This window comes from Chryseobacterium sp. HR92 (assembly GCF_045689405.1).
Lineage (GTDB): Bacteria > Bacteroidota > Bacteroidia > Flavobacteriales > Weeksellaceae > Chryseobacterium > Chryseobacterium viscerum_A.
Map to the genome: position 1 here is coordinate 2749945 of NZ_CP139139.1, position 17978 is coordinate 2767922.

A 17978-nucleotide genomic window follows, 5' to 3' on the forward strand; every position below is an offset into this window, starting at 1 on the left:
CTATGTATTTTTTCCCACAGATTACACAGATTTTCACAGATGATTATGGGTACTTTGTTTGCTTATTTTTTTAATACAATAGAAAAGCACCGCCAGGGCGATGCTTTTCTATTGTATTTAAATTGATTTTAAAGAGCCAGAACTCTTACATCAATCCTTCTGTTTTTCGCTTTGCATTCGTCAGTATCATTAGCTTCACATACAGGATGCTGTGATCCATATCCTTCCGCTTCTATTCTGTCTGCAGAAATGCCTAACTCAAGAAGTTTCAGCTTCGCGGTTTGAGCTCTTAGATTGGATAACTTAATATTACTATCTTCATTACCACTGTTATCTGTATATCCGCCGAGTTTTATTTTCAAATCCGGATATGCATTTAAGATTTCAGCTAAAGTATTCAACTGTAGTGCGGATTCTGCTTTCAGATCACTGGAACCTGTTTCAAAATAAAGGTTTTCAATAGTATACCATTTATTGGGGTCTAAGGCAGATTTATCTTTTTGTTTCACCACATTATAAAGCTGGTAAAGCTGGCTTCCATCTCCTATAGCAATTGTTTTTCCTCCATCCAGTTTTATTTTCTGAATATTTCCTGTTTCATATACAAAATCACCACTTTCATTAAGATGTCCCTGAACTTCACCAGGGGAAACCGGAACTGTTGTAAGATCTGTATGGCCAGCCGCTGTAGCAGATACACCGGTAAGACTTTCAATTTTCGCCTTTCTATTGGCTTCGATTTTATCTTTATGCAATACTGCTAAAGTAGGTGCAATTACCAAAGAAACGATGGACATTAATTTGATCAGGATATTCATAGATGGTCCGGAAGTATCTTTAAAAGGATCTCCCACCGTATCTCCTGTTACAGATGCTTTATGTGGCTCTGAACCTTTGTAATAAGTCTGACCATTGATATCCACTCCTTTTTCAAATGATTTTTTAGCATTATCCCAGGCACCTCCTGCATTGTTCTGGAACATTCCCATCAAAACACCACATACCGTAGCACCAGCCAAAAATCCTCCCAACACTTCAGGACCGAAAATAAATCCGATTAAAAGTGGAGAAATGATCGCTATAGCACCAGGCAGCATCATTTTTCTGATGGATGCATCTGTAGAAATGGCAACACATTTTTCATATTCAGGTTGTGCTTTTCCTTCTAAAATCCCAGGAATTTCACGGAACTGTCTCCTTACTTCTTCTACCATAGCCATAGCTGCCTGTCCAACTGCAGTGATTGCCAATGATGAAAAAATAAACGGTATCATTCCGCCAACAAATAAGCCGGCCAAAACATCTGCTCTGTAAATATCAATACCATCAATGCCTGCAATCCCAACAAAAGCAGCAAATAATGCTAATGCTGTCAACGCTGCTGAAGCAATTGCAAATCCTTTTCCGGTAGCTGCCGTTGTATTTCCTACAGCATCCAGGATATCTGTTCTTTCACGTACTTCTTTGGGAAGTTCACTCATTTCTGCAATACCGCCTGCATTATCAGCAATAGGTCCAAAGGCATCAATCGCCAGCTGCATAGCTGTAGTAGCCATCATTCCTGCCGCTGCAATAGCAACTCCATAAAGTCCGGCACACAGATAAGATCCATAGATTCCTCCTGCCAATACGATAATCGGAAGTAAAGTAGATTCCATACCAACAGAAAGCCCTCCGATAATATTTGTTGCATGTCCGGTAGAAGACTGTTTCACAATGCTGGAAACAGGTCTTTTACCCATTGCGGTATAGTATTCTGTAATAATACTCATTAAAGTACCTACAACCAATCCTACCATGATGGCACCAAATACTCCCATTTTAGTAAACTCATGCCCTCTTAAAATCATTTTTTCAGGAAGGATATAAGTTACCAGAAAGTAAGATGAAATGGCTGTAATAACAATACTTCCCCAGTTTCCAAGGTTTAAAGCATTCTGTACACTGGAAGTGGATGAACCTTCATTATCATTAATTTTCACAAATAGAGTTCCAATCATTGAAAATATAATTCCTGTTCCTGCAATCAGCATTGGTAAAAGGATTGGAGCAAAGCCTCCGAAGGCATCATCGGAAACCGTTTCTCTGCCTAATACCATAGTTGCCAGAACTGTTGCAACATAAGATCCGAAAAGGTCGGCACCCATTCCCGCTACATCTCCTACGTTATCTCCTACGTTATCTGCAATCGTTGCAGGATTTCGGGGATCATCTTCAGGAATTCCAGCTTCTACTTTTCCAACAAGGTCAGCACCTACATCTGCCGCTTTTGTATAAATACCGCCTCCTACTCTTGCAAAAAGGGCTATGGATTCTGCACCTAGAGAAAATCCGGTAAGAATTTCAATGGTCTTTTCCATTTCATGAGAATCTACTGTGGCATCAGGCGCAAAAATCTGCTTAATAATCAGGAATAATGATCCTAATCCTAAAACAGCAAGTCCGGCAACTCCCATTCCCATAACAGAACCTCCTGTAAATGATACTTTAAGAGCTTTCGATAGTGAAGTTCTTGCAGCTTCTGCTGTCCTGACATTGGCTTTAGTCGCTATTTTCATTCCGATAAAGCCGGCTGATGCGGAAAATACTGCTCCTACAGCAAAAGCAATTCCAATACTCCAATGTGAGTTGGCATTGCTTGATCCCATTACGGCAAGTAGAATGGCGACTACCACCACGAAATACATTAAGATTTTATATTCAGCCTTTAGAAAAGCCATTGCACCGTCTGCAATATGACCGCTGATTATTTTCATTTTTTCATTTCCGGCATTCTGTTTATTTACCCAGTTGCTCTGAAGAAATGTATAAAGTAACGCTACGACACCAAAAATTGGCACTAACACAAATAGATCCATAGTTTAATATTTTTTTGGTAATAGAAAATTAAATATAATAAATAATTACCATCAAAGCATTAAAAAACTTAACAGTATGATGTTTATCATCCAAAATAATCATAATTCTGCAACGAAACAATATGGATCAAAATCTATAAAAAAACGGTATTGAATAAAGGTTTCAGAGAAATTACCTGCATGAAAATTCTTTGAATAATTTCAACTATTCAGATTTAATAATTGAATAAAAAAGATTGCTTAATATCTGCCCGTGATGACAATTCGTTGTATAATTTCCGGAAAGAACTTTACTTTGTTTCAATAAAAAAGGATAAACAGAAACTGTCTACCCTTTTATTGTATTGAATTAAGAGAATCTTATCCTCCGAATTTATCTGCATAATCTGTTTGAGATGCTTTAATCACTTTTCTTGCGTGCTCAGCTCCGTAAACCTCCTGGATTCTACATTTTGCAGGCTCATCCGGTAAATTTTTATAGGTAAGGAAGTAGTGCATTAATCTTTTTACTTCAGCTTCTGGCAATTCAGAAATATCTCTGAAGTGTCCGAAAGCATGGTCGTTGATCATTACTGCAACGATTTTATCATCAGCTTCACCTCCGTCAATCATTTTGAAACCTCCGATTGGAATAGCCTCCATCAATAAACCTCCGGCATGAATATTGTGAGAACTTAAAACACAAATATCAAGAGGGTCATGATCTCCCATTGTAACATCAGTAGCTCCTGATTCTACAGCAAGTCTCATTACTTCCTTATCACAGTATGTTCTTGGAACAAAACCATATAAAGCAGGAATGATGTTAGAGAATTTCTGTGGTCTGTCTACTTTTAAGTATCCGGTTTCTTTATCTACTTCATATTTAATAGTATCTGAAGGAACAATTTCCACAAATACGTTTACAACATTTGGCGCATCTTCTCCTGCAGAAATTCCGTGCCATGGATGTGCTTTAAAATTTGGAATCATTATTTTATCTGTTATTTTTTAAGTTATTATTAAAATTTCTTTTCTTAGGTCTTCTATTGTTTCCACAATATAATCATTGCCTTCCATGTAGTTCATGATGAAAATCGTTTTAAATTCATCCAGCTGAACCTCTCCTTTCAATCCGTCATAAGTTTTGTGAAGCAACTCTATGATCGCATTTTTAGAGTCTACGATATTCTTCCATGAATTTTTTGTGATGTATAACTGCTGTGAAGAGTTATATTCAAATTCTTCATTGATTGTTTTTTCGGTAAGGAAAATAAACTCATGTACAGCCAGTTCTCTATCAAACCTCTGGATAAGGTTTGACGGCTTCATTCTGTCCAGGAACAAGGTCATTCTTTCGTAAGAATGTGCCTTATTCTCAGAATTCGACTTCACGGTAAGTAGTTTGATTTCCTGATTTTTAAGGGTAATGTACGAGTGTACAAATTGTCTGAGCAAAACCAGAAAAGGAATTGCAATAATCAATGCAAATGCATACGGTAGATATCCTGAAAGACTCGTCATAATTTTAGACTGCAAAATTACTAATTATTTTCCGTCTTCTAAAGAGTTTTTAAATATATCCACTTTAGAAATCTGTATATAAATCAATGCAAGTATAATTATGAGATAAAAGCCCGTCATCATCCTATTGGCCAAAGACGGAAAAACTAAAAATCTAAGCATAACTGTTACATAAATAACTGCAAAAAACAAGACCTGAGCCTGATTCTTTTTATTATGGAACGAGAAATGATTAGCCAGAATAATGACAATAAAGAGCAACAGAACCGGAAAATAGGAAGCATTGAACTCCAGCATTATTTTGCTTTTAATGAAATAAATATAATCTGAAAAAGAAAACGGATCAGGCTGCGAGACAGGATAAATCTGAACTTTAGTAAACTGATTCATAAATAGTGTAGACCATGAAACCTGATTAAAAGCCTGTATTAAAAAGAAAGAAAGAAACAGGTATCCGTATGATATCAATAATGGAGCTGTTTTCACCTGAAGCTTATTTCTGTAAAGATAAATAAGACCATACAGGAAAGAATAAAAAATAAAATATTCCGGCCTTGTAAGAATACACAGCATAGCAAAAATACCCGCGAGAAAAAAATTTCTTCTTACTAAAAATACATAGAAGCTTAAAAGAATCAACAGGCATGATAAAGAATCTGCAGAGACATGTCTGCCGGACTCCACAAAGGGTTTGAACAGAGAAATTAAAATCGTGATGATAAAAGCAAGACTATAATTTTTCAGGATTTTTATCAAAAAAATGAAAATCAGAATAAGAATCAGGCCGTAAGAAATAATTGAAATTAAAGAATTAGATGCTGATGCACTGAAACCCAATTTAAAGAACGACCAATTGATAAAATTATAAAAAGGTTTTACAGCAAAAAGCTGTAATTCTTCTTCATAAGCTTTAGGATTCTGTGATAATATTTTGTAATAAGTACTTTCACCTTCTGCCACTTCTCTTACCATTGGATCTACAGGACCTAATCCTGCAAAATCAGGGTTCTTTTCCCTCAATTCATCATATACTTTCTGATGAATCTCTTCAATTTTCATTTCGGGATATTCTGTTTTATAAATCAACCCCATATAAGCTTCCATATCAGTGTTGTAATAATGGTTGATATATAGGTAGTATGACATGAAGCACACATAGATTGAAAATATAAAAACAAGAATATTTTCCCTTTTTTTCATTTATTGATATTATAAGTATACAAATGTAAAAAAACTATCATTTAAACTTATAAAAAGCTTTTATAATAAAGGATTACAGTTCAAACAATGCAGGCCTTTGGGTTACTTCATGATAACAAACACTATTTTCATCAAAGAAGTGATAAACAAGACTCTTTCTTGTTCTTTTTTTATCCATATGAGGCTCACCACCGTGAAGAATGTTGGCATGCCAGATCAACAGATCACCTTTTTTTGCCTTAAAGACTTCTTTTTTCAATCCCAGCTCCTTTACCTTATCCTCCAGGAAAGTTTCATAAGCTCTGTAACTTTTCTTACCGATTTTCCAGTCTGTACCTTCGTTATCATAATCAGAATTCAGGAAATAAGGTAATTTATGACTCTTAGGAATGTAATGAAGGGCACCATTGGTTTCATCCACATCTTCCAGGGCAATCCATACTCCCAGCAATCCCCCCAAGGGATAAGTCGTCATATGAATACTGTCAGAATGGGTTTTCTGCTGGCTTCCGTTGATGAAGTTGATACTTTGAAAAAGTTTAGATTTTCCGTCCAGTAAAACAGATAAAAAGTCTAACAGTTCCTTATCATTTCCAATTTTTTTAATAATTTCTGAATGATGAATAGCAAACATCAGTTTTCCTCCGTAAATAAACTTCAGTGTACCATCTTCCATCAGCTTATCAATTTCTGTATTAATTTGATCAGCTGTTTCCGGCGTCAGAAAGTTTCTCAGAATCATATACCCGTTATCATCATACTGAAGAGCGCTTTCTCTATTTTCTCCCGTCAGCTTCTTAAAAAAAGGAGTTTCTGCAAGTTTTGCATAATCTACCTTTCTATCGCTGGCAGGAAGATCTGCAAAATCTTTACTCGAAATACTTGAAAAATAACTCTTATTAATACCGTATTTTTTATACAGTGGGATATTATGTTTTAACTTATTTTTTTTAAACAAGTTATAAAGCATATATGATAGTTTGTATTGACGAATCTGTTGTAACATAAATGTTTGACTAGGATTTTATAAAGTTACGGAATATTACTTAATTAGAACCAATCTAAACAATGCTTTTCACCATAAAAATGACTTTCCTCTCATTATAAGATAGCCTAATTTTTTAAAGAGGTTCTTTTTTGAATTTTCAATAATTCCGTAAGGTCTTAATTCCGGGCGGAACCCTCTGAAAAACTCTTCAATATTGGGTAGCTCTCCCCCTTCAAAATCAAAAATATGAGTTTCTATATTTTCTTTAATAACAGTATCAATCAACACTGATGCGCCTGATAATTTGACATAATCCTTATCATTAAAATTACCTAAAAGTGCTACCATATTACAATCTGTGTAAGTAGCAATTACGTTGACAATCTTGTTTTGATAATAAAAAGCAGTGAACTTCAGATAACCCAACTTATAAAAACTTTCAAAAATCCTCCTGAATTCATACAGATCATTGTCTTTGCTCAGCCCTATTGTGTTGACTTCTATAAAAGTCTCTGCTTTGTCAAAAGAAATGGTTTTAACTTCTGATTCTTTTAAAACTTCTTCACTTAAACGAAGTTTTCTTTTCCTTTTGGGAGAATAATTGGCACGGATTTTCTCGTAAGTATCAGGATACAATAAAAAGTTCTTCTTAATTCTGATCTTCGTTCGGAGTTGGTTTACATCATTGAACGAATAGGCCCTGATCATGTAATTTTTTTCCAGATATTCTAAAAAAGCTTCATTAAGGTCAACATCATCTTTAGTGGAAAAAACACCGAGTTGCTGGCAAAGTTTCGGATTATGAACAATTTTCATCCCATATTTTCTTACAAAAGGTACGGGCATCACAGCTTCATAATCCTTATAAACCAAAATTTCCCATGGCATTGTAGAAGTTGTATCTAAAAATTCTTTTGTAGCAGAATATTTTCTTTGTTCGGAATTATCTAAACATTGAGCATATTTTACAAAATCAATTTCATGATATTTCAATCTTCTAATCATAATAATCCTGAGTCCGAGAAACTAAAATAGGAATCCTGCGTGACAATAATATGGTCTAAAAGCTGGATACTTAAAGTATTTCCTGCTTCTTTTATTTTTTGTGTAATATTAAGATCTTCCCGGCTTGGTTTTAAACTTCCGGAAGGATGGTTGTGGGCAATGATAATACCTGTTGAAAAATGATCCAGTGCTGTTTTATACAAAACTCTGACATCTACAATAGATTGACTTATTCCTCCCTGAGTTAGTTGTGAAACATGAATCACTTTGTTGCTGTTGTTAAGAAAAATAGCCCAGAACTCTTCTGTCCTTAAGTCAGCAAGCTGGTTTTGAAGAATAAGATAAGCATCATTACTGTTACCAATCACTGCTTTTTCAGGAATTTCCTGTACCGTTCTTCTTTTTCCGATTTCTAAAGCTGAAATTATTGAAATCGCTTTTGTTACTCCAATTCCTTTAAATTTCATCAGATCTTTAGCAGAAAGTAAGCTCAACTGATGCCAACTGTTATTAACTGAGGATAAAATTTTCCGTGCTAGTTCCAAAGCATCTTCCTCTCTATTTCCACTTCCCATAATAATAGCCAGCAGCTCAGAATCAGAAAGTGAGCTTTTGCCTTTCTGCAAAAACTTTTCTCTGGGTCTGTCATCTTCTGCAAGAAATTTTATAGCCATGAAAAAAAAAAGATTATGAATTAATAAAATGCATACAGGATCACCGGTTTTGTCGACTGATCAACATATTTTGCTGTTTCTTTAAGTGCATTTACCGAAAGCATTGGACACCCTAAACTCAGGCATACAGGAGTCTGAGATTCCACATCAGGAATACATCCATAGGAATGAAGAACAATAGCTCTTTGCATTGCATTGCTGTTAGTAGAATCAAGACCTTTTAATCGGTAAGCTTTACCAAACTTTCCTACATAGCTTTCCCCAATGGCATATTTTCCCAGAGATGACTGATAGGAACCTTCAACATTACTGAATTTTAAAGCATCTGACCGTGGAATGACTGAACCTGAACCATGGGATACGACGGCCTGCTGTACAATGGTATTATTTTTCAGATTATAAATGAAATAACGGTATTTTCCGGAAGGTATCTTAAAATTGATAAAAACAGCAAGATCCTGATTATACTCTTTTCCTTTAATATAATTTTTAATCTCCAAAATCTTTTCCTGAGGCACATGCTGTAAGTTCAACTGCTGTGATTCAGCTTTTGAGCAGGAAATTAAAATTAAAAAAAGAAAAATAAAGTGTTTCATCATCTGGGGTTATATACTCCTATTCTATGATCATTCCGTCCTTCATAACGAGCTTTCGGTCTGTAATTTCTGCGAGATTCGGGTTGTGGGTAACAATGACAAATGTTTGGTTGTATTTATCCCTAAGATCAAAAAACAATCTGTGAAGATCATCTGCATTCTTGGAATCCAGGTTTCCTGTAGGCTCATCCGCAAAAATAATTTTGGGTGAATTGATTAAAGCTCTTGCTACAGCTACCCTTTGCGCTTCTCCACCTGAAAGTTGATTGGGTTTATGCTGCAGTCTTTGTTCTATTTTTAAATCTTCAAATAAAGCATAGGCCTTTTCAAGGGCTTCTTTTTCATTGGCTCCGGCTATTTTTGTTGGAAGCAATACATTTTCCAGCGCTGTAAATTCCGGAAGAAGCTGATGAAACTGAAATACAAAACCAATATTCTGATTTCTGAACTTTGAAAGCTGTTTATCATTCATATTAATAAATGATTCTCCTGCTATTTCAATTTCAGTATCATATTTGTTTGACTGGGTTGGATGATCCAAAGTTCCTAAAATCTGCAGTAACGTAGATTTACCTGCTCCTGATTCTCCTACAATAGAAACCACCTCACCCATTTTGATATGAATATCAACTCCTTTCAGTACTTCTAAATTCCCATAAGATTTATGGATATTTCTTGCTTTAATCATGATTCAAAAATAGTGAATTGCCTTCAAATAAAAAACCGCTTTTTGAAGCGGTTTATATTTTATTTTAGTTTTATTACGATTAGATTTTTCTAATTCATTTATATAGGTCTTTTCTATTAATTTTTTTAATTATTTTCTTCATATTTTGGCTATAAAACATATGTAAAAAAGTATTATTTTCTTTTTCAGAATTTATTTATAAACCTATAATGTTGTTTATGAAGCCTCATAGGTTTTATCAGTCATTTGCATTTTAATTTATCAAAAACAAAAAACCTCCCGGCTTGGGAGGTTTTACTATTTTTCATTTCAGAAAATTACAGTAACAATGTTAATGGACTTTCTAAATATGTTCTTAATGTCTGCAAGAATTGAGCACCTGTAGCACCGTCTACCACTCTGTGATCACATGCCAATGAAAGTTTCATTGTGTTTCCAACTACAATCTGACTATCTTTTACGATTGGTTTCTCAATAATTGCTCCTACTGAAAGGATAGCAGAGTTTGGCTGGTTGATGATACTTGTAAAGGTTTCGATTCCGAACATTCCTAAGTTAGAAATAGAGAATGTAGATCCTTCCATTTCGTTAGCTTTAAGACCTTTACTCTTAGCTCTTGATGCCATATCTTTCACAGATGCAGAAATCTGAGTATATGTCATCTGATCTGTATTTTTCAATACAGGAACTACCAATCCGTCCGGAATAGCTACTGCTACACCAATATTGATATTTCCTCTGTGGATGATCTTATCACCAGCCCAACTTGAATTTACCTGAGGGTGTTTTCTTAAAGCAATTGCAGTTGCTTTAATGATCATATCGTTGAAAGAGATTTTAGTATCAGGTAAAGAATTGATTTCTTTTCTTGCTTCAATGGCTTTATCCATATTGATCTCAACCATCAGATAGTAGTGAGGTGCAGAGAATTTACTTTCAGAAAGACGTTTTGCAATAATATTTCTTACCTGTGAGTTTGGAGTCTCTGTATCTTCACCCTGTACAAAGCTTACGGCAACAGGAGCAGTACTTGCTGTCGGAGCTGAAGCAGCCGGTTTGGCAGCTGGCTGATAATTTTCAATATCTTTTTTAACGATTCTTCCGTTTTCACCAGATCCCTGAACACTGTTGATATCAACCCCTTTATCCTGAGCCATTTTCTTAGCCAGTGGAGAGATTGCTATTCTGTCAGAAGATGAAGAATCTGCAGCAGGAGCTGCCTTTTCTTCTGTTTTAACTTCTGCTTTTTGTTCAGCTGGTTTTTCAGTTGATGCAGCTGCTGCTTTTGGAGCTCCTACAGCGGAAACATCTGTTCCTGCAGGGCCAATAATTGCTAATACGGAATCAACCGGAGCAGCACCTCCTTCTTCTACACCTTGCTTCAATAATACTCCATTGAATTCAGATTCAAAATCCTGTACCGCTTTATCTGTTTCGATTTCAGCAAGAAGGTCTCCTTCTTTTACTGTATCGCCTACATTTTTGTGCCATTTAGCTACTTTACCTTCTGTCATTGTATCAGAAAGTCTTGGCATTGTAATAATTTCTACTCCTGCCGGAACTTCTGCAGCAACAGGTGCAGCAATTTCTGCTTTAGGCTGTTCTTCTGATTTTTTTTCTTCAGTTCCTGCAGCGGGAGCAGCAGCTCCACCTGTCAATCCTGAAATATCTTCTCCTTCATTCCCGATAATAGCCAAAACAGAGTCTACAGCAGCAGCAGCACCTTCTTCTACACCTACGTATAAAAGGGTACCTTCTATTTCAGATTCGAAATCCTGAACTGCTTTATCAGTTTCAATTTCAGCTAAAATATCTCCTTCTTTTACTTTATCTCCTACTTTTTTATGCCATTTAGCCACCTTACCTTCCGTCATCGTGTCGGACAGGCGGGGCATCGTAATTACTTCTGCCATAATCTATATTGATTTGAGATTCGAGATTTGAGATTTGAGATTTCAGAAATTTCAAACTTCAAATTTCAAATTAATTTTTATTTTTTAGTTTTCTAATTTGTCTAGGAATGGATAGTTTTCCTGAGCATATACATACTCATAGATCTTTTCTGTCTCTGGATATGGAGAATTTTCCATAAATTCGATACACTCTTCAACAAAGTCTCTTGACTTATTATCCATAGCTTCCAATTCAGCTTCTGTAGCCCATCCGTTTTCTAAAATTCTGTGTTTTACAAGCTCGATTGGGTCATCATTTTTATGAATAGCTACTTCTTCTTTAGATCTGTATGGCTCAGCATCAGACATAGAGTGTCCTCTGTAACGGTAAGTTCTTGCTTCAATGAATGTAGGACCATCTCCTCTTCTTGCTCTTTCAATAGCCTCATAAGCAGCTTCAGCTACTTTTTCAGGATCCATTGCATCTACAGCAAGACAAGGCATTTCGTATCCTAATCCTAGTTTATAGATATCTTCGTGGTTGGCAGTTCTTTTTACAGAAGTTCCCATTGCATATTGGTTGTTTTCTACCACAAATACCACAGGAAGTTTCCAGTTCATTGCCATGTTGAATGTCTCATGTAAAGAACCTTGTCTAGCAGCTCCGTCTCCAAAGAAACAGATGTTCACAGCTTTTCTGTCAAAATATTTATCTGCAAAAGCAATACCTGCACCCAAAGGAATTTGTCCTCCAACGATACCGTGTCCTCCGTAAAAACGGTGTTCTTTACTGAAAATGTGCATAGATCCACCCATACCTCCGGATGTACCTGTAGCTTTACCGCAAAGTTCAGCCATGATTCTTTTAGGATCTACTCCCATCGCCATTGGATGGATGTGACATCTGTAAGCAGTAATCATACTATCCTTTGTCAGATCCATTGCATGTGTAAATCCAGCAGGAATAGCTTCCTGACCGTTATACAAATGTAAAAATCCTCTGATCTTTTGTTTTAGGTAAAGAGAACGGCATTTGTCTTCAAACCTTCTCCACATTGTCATATCTTCATACCACTTCAGGTATACCTCTTTAGAAAATTCTTTCATGTGTTAGCTCTTGCTTTTTTATGATGAAATAGTTGAGCAAAATTATGAAAAAAACTTTGTTTTTATTCTATACATAGATAACTTTTCGTTTTTTCTGTAAAATCTATTTGCAGGCCGAATGGATTATTCTTAATTTTCGACCCCTTGAAAGAAAGATAAAGCAGTGTTTTATCCATTATATTCTTACCGCGATATATAAGGAATCAGCCTATCCATATGGTTTTTCTGAAACAACACATAATTCGGAGATATCAAAATTCGGTACTTTTTATAATCCTATTTCTTTCCTCTTTAATTATTGTTAATATATCTTTTGGTTATTTCAAGAGCTTCTTTTCCGGGGAAAAATCTGTAAGTTTCAGGGTTCTGTCTTCAATTTCATTAACGAAATTACCATATTGTTTTGCTGTTCTGGCTTTAATTTCTTTCCATTCTTTATCTGCCATGAATCCTTCCCACGCAGTTTTCATTGCATCTTCATCTTTCCACTCAAGCAGATAAACAAATTCTGTTTTTTCCCTGAATTCCGATTCCCAAGTTGCCACAATGGTAAAACCATATTTCTTCATTATCCTGAGTGCATGATCCCGGAAACGATCCAGAAAAACCTGTTTATTCTCTTTGGGAACTTCATAAATCCTTAACTGATGCACAGGAGCTGGCATCGTAGAAATTTTTTCCTGAGAAAGCTTTTGCCCAAAAGCAAAATAACCTGCAATTATCAAGAAGACTGTGAATAGATATTTCATTATATTAATGATTAAAACCAATTAGTTAAAGGTATACATTTTCGGCAAAATTCAATATTAATTTAAAATAACTGAAAATATTTCATCATATTAAAAGTGACTGACATTGAGCCGTTTTCACATAATTCAGCACCTTTAACACCTCTGTTTTCCGTTTGTTTTTTGAGGTTATAATGGTATATTTGATTTTTAAAATTGATTATGGAAGAAAAACAGTCTTCATTACTACATAAAATTTCAAAAGTCATTTCCGACTTCTTTAATCCTCTGGTCTCTCTGATTATTTTTTTCATATATATGAGCATCAGGGAATACACTCTTAAAGATTCTATGATGTACTTCATTCCCGTACTAGCAATGATTATTATTCCGGTTGTCATTTGGCTGGTATGGAATGTGAAAACAGGAAGATATACCAATATGGACGTATCCAACCGGGTTCAAAGAAAAACACTGTATATATTTATCGCAGTATGTGTGATTACTTATCTTGTTTTCGATTACATCAGAAACGGATCTGTTGATCTTGTCATGCTTTTTATTTTAATACTTCTATTTGCTCTTCAGGTCAGCAATCTTTTTATCAAAAGCTCAATGCATACCGCATTCAATATATTTGTAGCAGCTTTATTTTCTAGTCTTGATTGGAAAATGGGTCTGCTATGGCTGGGAATTGCCGCTTTGGTCGGAATTACCCGCATTATTTTAAAACGTCATACAGTAAAAGAAGTATTTATGGGGGCTGGAATAGCTTTTTTGGTATCTTTTATCTATCTTTATTGCAATATTCAATTTCAACATTAGAGTACTCTATGAAAATAAATCATCTTACTGCCGCAGAAGAAAACTTTATGAAGCTGTTTTGGAAAATGGAATCTTTCTATCTGAAGGACGTTATGGAGCAGCATCCGGGACCTAAACCACACCAGAATACGGTTTCTACTTATTTGAAAATATTGGTTGAAAAAGGCTATCTATCCACTGTAAAAGAAGGAAGAATTTTCAAATATTCGGTGCTTGTTCCTTTGGAAGGATATAAAAAATTCTTATTGAAAGAACTTTCGCATAACTTCTTTAATAATTCAGGGAAAGAAATCCTGGAGTTTTTATTAAGCGAAAAATTAATCTCCCAGGAAGATATGAAAGGATATTTTGATTTAAAAATCGAAATAAAACCAGCAAAAGTTGAAGAACCAAAGTTTGAGATTGCTGAAGAAATCTTAAGTCCTAAAAAAGAGAAGAAAACCAAAGGGAAAGAAAAGGAAAAAGACAAAAAGAAAAAGAAGAAAAAAGATTAATCTTACTGTCAAAAACACCAAATCATGAAAACAAAATTCCAGGAAACTTTAAGCCGGGCCAATGAAGTAATCCTTCGTTATCCAATGGTTTTGGCAGTGGCTTTATTAGCTGCAATTGGTGCTATCTGCATTGCTGAAACAGAGCTTGAGGAGGTTACCACGTACATTAAGTTCACTATTTGTGCCTGTCTTGGAATTTCACTGATGTTTGCCCTGAAAATGGTATCACAGAGAATCGGGAAAGAATTACTATTACACCTATGTGGTGTTGCTTTTCTTGTTGGATTCTATTGTATTTTGCCGGATAAAAAGAATAATTTCACCGAAGTTTACGTCTATATCATTGCAGTTACAGCTCTTCTCTCCCACTTGCTGGTTTCTTTTGTTCCGTTTCTTGAAAAAGACAAGGAGCTCCAATTCTGGCAGTATAACAAAAATCTTTTTGTAAATTTCTTCCTTACTATTGTATTTACAGGAGTTTTGACCGGCGGAGTTGAATTGGCCATTTTAGCTGTTGATAAACTTTTTGATTTTCATTTTCATCACAGAATTTATACTGATACATTTTTTGTTCTGGCTATTTTCGGAAGCAGTTTTATTTTTCTTTTATTTAGTGACAAAGGTTTAAATAATCTTGAAAAAGATGGAACATATCCTGTTGTTTTAAAGTTTTTCACTCAGTTTATTTTAATCCCGCTACTCCTTATTTACGTAGCAATTCTTTATTTTTATTCTTTTAAAATCCTGATGAACTGGCAGCTTCCAAGAGGTTGGGTTTCCTATCTTGTATTAGCCTACAGCATTGTTGGGGTTCTGGCATTGCTTCTTGTACATCCATTAAAAGAAGAAAATGCAAAATCGTGGGTTAAGATATTCTCAAAAGCATTTTACTACACCATTGTTCCTTTGATCATTCTGCTTTTCACAGCCATTTTCACAAGAATTCTGGAATATGGCTATACAGAACCAAGATATTTTGTTTTTCTTATAGCACTTTGGCTGCTGAGTATTGTTATTTACTTTATTTTCAGTAGAAAAGCAACGATAAAATTTATTCCGGTCAGCTTATTTTTGTTTGGAGCTTTTGCTTTAATTTTTCCTTATCTCAATGCTTTCAGTGTTGCCAAGAGAAGTCAGAAGACAGAACTCATGAATATTTTAAATCAAAATCAGTTAATCAGTGCCGGTAAAATTAATTTTAATAAAAAAATTACGGATACAGTTCGTAATGAAATTGCTGATAAGTTTGAATTTCTGGCAGAAAGAAAACAAAGTGAATTTTTATCAGATCTTCTGAATCAAAAAGATCAATCCGAGTTATCCGATAATATTGAAAAGGGTGCATTTTATAATATTAATTACAATATTCAAAATAAATTTTCGGATGTAAATATCACCGTTAAAAATAAGCCTTATGAACTGAACAGAATTGTCCTTGTTCCTGAAAAGCAAATTATAGACATCCAAAATTATCAATATTTACTCACTTTTCATCGTTATAGCAGAGATCCACAGAAGCTGAATGAAGACCAGTTTGAACTCACTGATCAGCTGACTGATAAATCCTCATTGAGGCTGAGATTAAATTCTAAGGAAGAAGTAGATTTCGGACCGAAAATCATTCAATTATTTGAAAAAAATAAAAACAAAAACGGAACCGTAAGAGTTCCTGACATAGCAATGGAATCTGATTTGGGCAAATACCACGTCAAGCTTATTTTCAATGAAATTACAAAAGAAAAATATTCTGATAATGAACTGGCCAGCATTTATTATGAGGATGTTTACATTCTGATAAGATTAAAATAATGAATAAAAAAGACTGCCACAAGGACAGTCTTTTTTATTTGTATATAGAATATTGTTTTATCTGTTGGTTCCTGAGCTCCATAATGGAGTATAATCTCCGTAGATTACTAAGTTTCCGTCATTTTGTACGGAAAGCTTGTTTGCTCCTCTGCGGGAAGTATTTGAACTCCAGACAGCTTTATTATAAGAATCATATACAACAAGGTTTCCATCGCTTTGAAATTCAGCTCTGCTTCCTTTATTATCAGTTCCCGCTGCCCAGATTACATCACCGCTATCATAGGATAAAACTAGGTTTCCATCATTTTGGAAAGCTAAATAATAGCTTCCATTAGGAGAAAACACTTTTTCTCCCTTACGGAATCTGTGCCCTGTACTTACATTACCATTTCCACGGCCAAAGCCATTATTTCTTCCGCCATTTTTCAAATCACTTTTTGATGCCCATAAAGGATTTGAACCATTATAAATCACAAGATTACCATCATCCTGAACAGTTAATCTTTCTGCTCTTCTTCCATTGGTATTAGAACTGAAAGCCACTCCGTTTCCCGGAGTATAAACTACTAAGTTGCCATCCTCCTGAAAAACAGCTCTCACTCCCTTATTATTTGTTTTGGCATCCCACATTGAAGCACCCGCTCTATTGTATAAAACCAGGTTACCATCATTCTGAAAAATCAGATAATATCGGTTGTTACTCGCCCAATACTTTCTGTTTTGCTCTAGGGTCTGACCAGTATAAATGTTTTGTGCATTGATTAATAATCCACCAAACACCATCATTAATGCTAATAAATGTTTTTTCATTATAATTACTTTTTGATTGATTGATAATTTTCTAAAATTATGCCAAAACACCTCGATATCTCAATACAAAACTCTAATCAAATGATTTACTGGAAATTAAATTGCATAAAAAAAGCGGCTTAAAAGCCGCTCCATATTTTTACCAACGATTTCCGCCTCCGCCACGGTTGTTACCGTTACCATAGCCTCCGCCTCTATTGTTGTTGTTACCATAACCTCCGCCTCTGTTGTTATCGAAGCTTCTTCTTGGCTTCTCTTCTCTTGGCTTAGCTTCAGATACGTTTAAAGCTTTTCCGTTGAATTCTTTTTGGTTAAGAGCTTCAATAGCTTGCTTTCCTTCTTCATCACCCATTTCTACGAAACCGAAACCTCTGGAACGACCAGTTTCTCTGTCTGTAACAATTTTAGCTGATGATACGTCTCCAAATTCTGCGAATAGATCGTGCAACTCATACTCTTTAGTTGCGTAATTGATGTTTGAAACAAAAATGTTCATTTTGAATAAATTAAAAAATTAATAAAAATTTGGTATATAAAAGAAAAACAACATAAATTAATGAACAAATATTGATTCCAAATATAAACGTATGCAAGATACAATTAAAAATTTCAAATCAAAGCTTTTTTTAAATATTTCTCACATTATGTTGAATCTCTAAAGTTAAAAACAACCCAAACACAATAAAACACACTGATTTACAAATAATTATATTTAAAAATTCGTTATTATAAAATTAGTTAATTTTTTTTAAATAAAAACAATATTGGAGATCTATTACTTTGATAATCCACAAGATAGTA

At 34.8% G+C, this 17978-nt stretch carries 17 protein-coding genes; 3 read left to right on the forward strand and 14 right to left on the reverse strand.

All coding sequences use genetic code 11. The features are described 5' to 3' along the window. Positions 1–128: 128 nt before the first annotated feature. The 12 genes from SFA27_RS12450 to SFA27_RS12505 all read right to left on the reverse strand — a co-directional run bounded on the left by SFA27_RS12450 (position 129) and on the right by SFA27_RS12505 (position 13260). Positions 129–2858, reverse strand: a complete 2730-nt coding sequence (locus SFA27_RS12450) for a sodium-translocating pyrophosphatase (protein WP_407292367.1) — start codon at positions 2856–2858, stop codon at positions 129–131. A 360-nt stretch (positions 2859–3218) separates the two neighbouring features. Beyond that, positions 3219–3830 (reverse strand): inorganic pyrophosphatase, encoded by a 612-nt coding sequence (locus SFA27_RS12455; RefSeq protein WP_047375226.1) that lies wholly within the window; start codon positions 3828–3830, stop codon positions 3219–3221. An 18-nt stretch (positions 3831–3848) separates the two neighbouring features. Beyond that, positions 3849–4361: a hypothetical protein gene (locus SFA27_RS12460; protein WP_047375228.1), complete on the reverse strand. Its 513-nt coding sequence runs from the start codon at positions 4359–4361 to the stop codon at positions 3849–3851. A gap of 24 nt (positions 4362–4385) precedes the next feature. After that, positions 4386–5561 carry a hypothetical protein gene (locus tag SFA27_RS12465; RefSeq protein ID WP_407292371.1) on the reverse strand — a complete coding sequence of 392 codons (1176 nt, stop codon included), beginning with the start codon at positions 5559–5561 and terminating at the stop codon, positions 4386–4388. 73 nt (positions 5562–5634) lie between these two features. Next, positions 5635–6531 carry a phytanoyl-CoA dioxygenase family protein gene (locus SFA27_RS12470; protein WP_407292375.1) on the reverse strand — a complete coding sequence of 299 codons (897 nt, stop codon included), beginning with the start codon at positions 6529–6531 and terminating at the stop codon, positions 5635–5637. A 105-nt stretch (positions 6532–6636) separates the two neighbouring features. Beyond that, positions 6637–7554, reverse strand: coding sequence for a hypothetical protein (locus SFA27_RS12475; protein WP_407292378.1), 918 nt, complete (start codon positions 7552–7554; stop codon positions 6637–6639). Continuing rightward, positions 7551–8228, reverse strand: coding sequence for a DNA repair protein RadC (radC, locus tag SFA27_RS12480; RefSeq protein WP_047375234.1), 678 nt, complete (start codon positions 8226–8228; stop codon positions 7551–7553). The genes SFA27_RS12475 and radC overlap by 4 nt, the downstream gene beginning before the upstream one ends. 20 nt (positions 8229–8248) lie before the next feature. Continuing rightward, entirely contained in the window at positions 8249–8761 is a 513-nt protein-coding gene (locus SFA27_RS12485; protein WP_407292382.1) for a murein L,D-transpeptidase catalytic domain-containing protein, read from the reverse strand. 82 nt (positions 8762–8843) lie between these two features. Continuing rightward, positions 8844–9512 carry an ABC transporter ATP-binding protein gene (locus SFA27_RS12490; RefSeq protein WP_047375239.1) on the reverse strand — a complete coding sequence of 223 codons (669 nt, stop codon included), beginning with the start codon at positions 9510–9512 and terminating at the stop codon, positions 8844–8846. A 317-nt stretch (positions 9513–9829) separates the two neighbouring features. Then, a complete protein-coding gene (locus SFA27_RS12495; protein ID WP_407292385.1) occupies positions 9830–11425 on the reverse strand; it encodes a 2-oxo acid dehydrogenase subunit E2 in 1596 nt (531 codons plus the stop codon). 84 nt (positions 11426–11509) lie between these two features. After that, positions 11510–12511, reverse strand: a complete 1002-nt coding sequence (gene pdhA, locus SFA27_RS12500; protein ID WP_047375245.1) for a pyruvate dehydrogenase (acetyl-transferring) E1 component subunit alpha — start codon at positions 12509–12511, stop codon at positions 11510–11512. A 317-nt stretch (positions 12512–12828) separates the two neighbouring features. After that, complete coding sequence (locus tag SFA27_RS12505; protein ID WP_047375246.1) at positions 12829–13260, reverse strand: NIPSNAP family protein; 432 nt, start codon at positions 13258–13260, stop codon at positions 12829–12831. Positions 13261–13461: 201 nt separating this feature from the next. Here SFA27_RS12505 and SFA27_RS12510 point away from each other — a divergent pair, with 201 nt between their 5' ends. The 3 genes from SFA27_RS12510 to SFA27_RS12520 are packed head-to-tail and all read left to right on the forward strand — an operon-like array spanning position 13462 to position 16367. Beyond that, entirely contained in the window at positions 13462–14064 is a 603-nt protein-coding gene (locus SFA27_RS12510) for a phosphatase PAP2 family protein (protein ID WP_407292390.1), read from the forward strand. 8 nt (positions 14065–14072) lie between these two features. Further along, entirely contained in the window at positions 14073–14558 is a 486-nt protein-coding gene (locus SFA27_RS12515; RefSeq protein WP_407292393.1) for a BlaI/MecI/CopY family transcriptional regulator, read from the forward strand. Positions 14559–14582: 24 nt separating this feature from the next. After that, on the forward strand, positions 14583–16367 hold the full coding sequence (locus SFA27_RS12520) for a DUF4153 domain-containing protein (protein WP_407292396.1): 1785 nt from the start codon (positions 14583–14585) through the stop codon (positions 16365–16367). Between the two features lie 57 nt (positions 16368–16424). Here SFA27_RS12520 and SFA27_RS12525 read toward each other — a convergent pair whose 3' ends face one another. Together SFA27_RS12525 and SFA27_RS12530 are read right to left on the reverse strand one after the other, a co-directional pair. Continuing rightward, positions 16425–17177: a hypothetical protein gene (locus SFA27_RS12525; protein ID WP_407292399.1), complete on the reverse strand. Its 753-nt coding sequence runs from the start codon at positions 17175–17177 to the stop codon at positions 16425–16427. Positions 17178–17316: 139 nt separating this feature from the next. Further along, a complete protein-coding gene (locus SFA27_RS12530; RefSeq protein ID WP_047375252.1) occupies positions 17317–17673 on the reverse strand; it encodes an RNA-binding protein in 357 nt (118 codons plus the stop codon). Positions 17674–17978: the final 305 nt, after the last annotated feature.

Coding starts and splice junctions, on each gene's coding strand:
- SFA27_RS12450 (WP_407292367.1), bottom strand. CDS start 2,858: ATGGATCTATTTGTGTTAGTGCCAATTTTTGGTGTCGTAGCGTTACTT.
- SFA27_RS12455 (WP_047375226.1), bottom strand. CDS start 3,830: ATGATTCCAAATTTTAAAGCACATCCATGGCACGGAATTTCTGCAGGA.
- SFA27_RS12460 (WP_047375228.1), bottom strand. CDS start 4,361: ATGACGAGTCTTTCAGGATATCTACCGTATGCATTTGCATTGATTATT.
- SFA27_RS12465 (WP_407292371.1), bottom strand. CDS start 5,561: ATGAAAAAAAGGGAAAATATTCTTGTTTTTATATTTTCAATCTATGTG.
- SFA27_RS12470 (WP_407292375.1), bottom strand. CDS start 6,531: ATGCTTTATAACTTGTTTAAAAAAAATAAGTTAAAACATAATATCCCA.
- SFA27_RS12475 (WP_407292378.1), bottom strand. CDS start 7,554: ATGATTAGAAGATTGAAATATCATGAAATTGATTTTGTAAAATATGCT.
- radC (WP_047375234.1), bottom strand. CDS start 8,228: ATGGCTATAAAATTTCTTGCAGAAGATGACAGACCCAGAGAAAAGTTT.
- SFA27_RS12490 (WP_047375239.1), bottom strand. CDS start 9,512: ATGATTAAAGCAAGAAATATCCATAAATCTTATGGGAATTTAGAAGTA.
- SFA27_RS12495 (WP_407292385.1), bottom strand. CDS start 11,425: ATGGCAGAAGTAATTACGATGCCCCGCCTGTCCGACACGATGACGGAA.
- pdhA (WP_047375245.1), bottom strand. CDS start 12,511: ATGAAAGAATTTTCTAAAGAGGTATACCTGAAGTGGTATGAAGATATG.
- SFA27_RS12505 (WP_047375246.1), bottom strand. CDS start 13,260: ATGAAATATCTATTCACAGTCTTCTTGATAATTGCAGGTTATTTTGCT.
- SFA27_RS12510 (WP_407292390.1), top strand. CDS start 13,462: ATGGAAGAAAAACAGTCTTCATTACTACATAAAATTTCAAAAGTCATT.
- SFA27_RS12515 (WP_407292393.1), top strand. CDS start 14,073: ATGAAAATAAATCATCTTACTGCCGCAGAAGAAAACTTTATGAAGCTG.
- SFA27_RS12520 (WP_407292396.1), top strand. CDS start 14,583: ATGAAAACAAAATTCCAGGAAACTTTAAGCCGGGCCAATGAAGTAATC.
- SFA27_RS12525 (WP_407292399.1), bottom strand. CDS start 17,177: ATGAAAAAACATTTATTAGCATTAATGATGGTGTTTGGTGGATTATTA.
- SFA27_RS12530 (WP_047375252.1), bottom strand. CDS start 17,673: ATGAACATTTTTGTTTCAAACATCAATTACGCAACTAAAGAGTATGAG.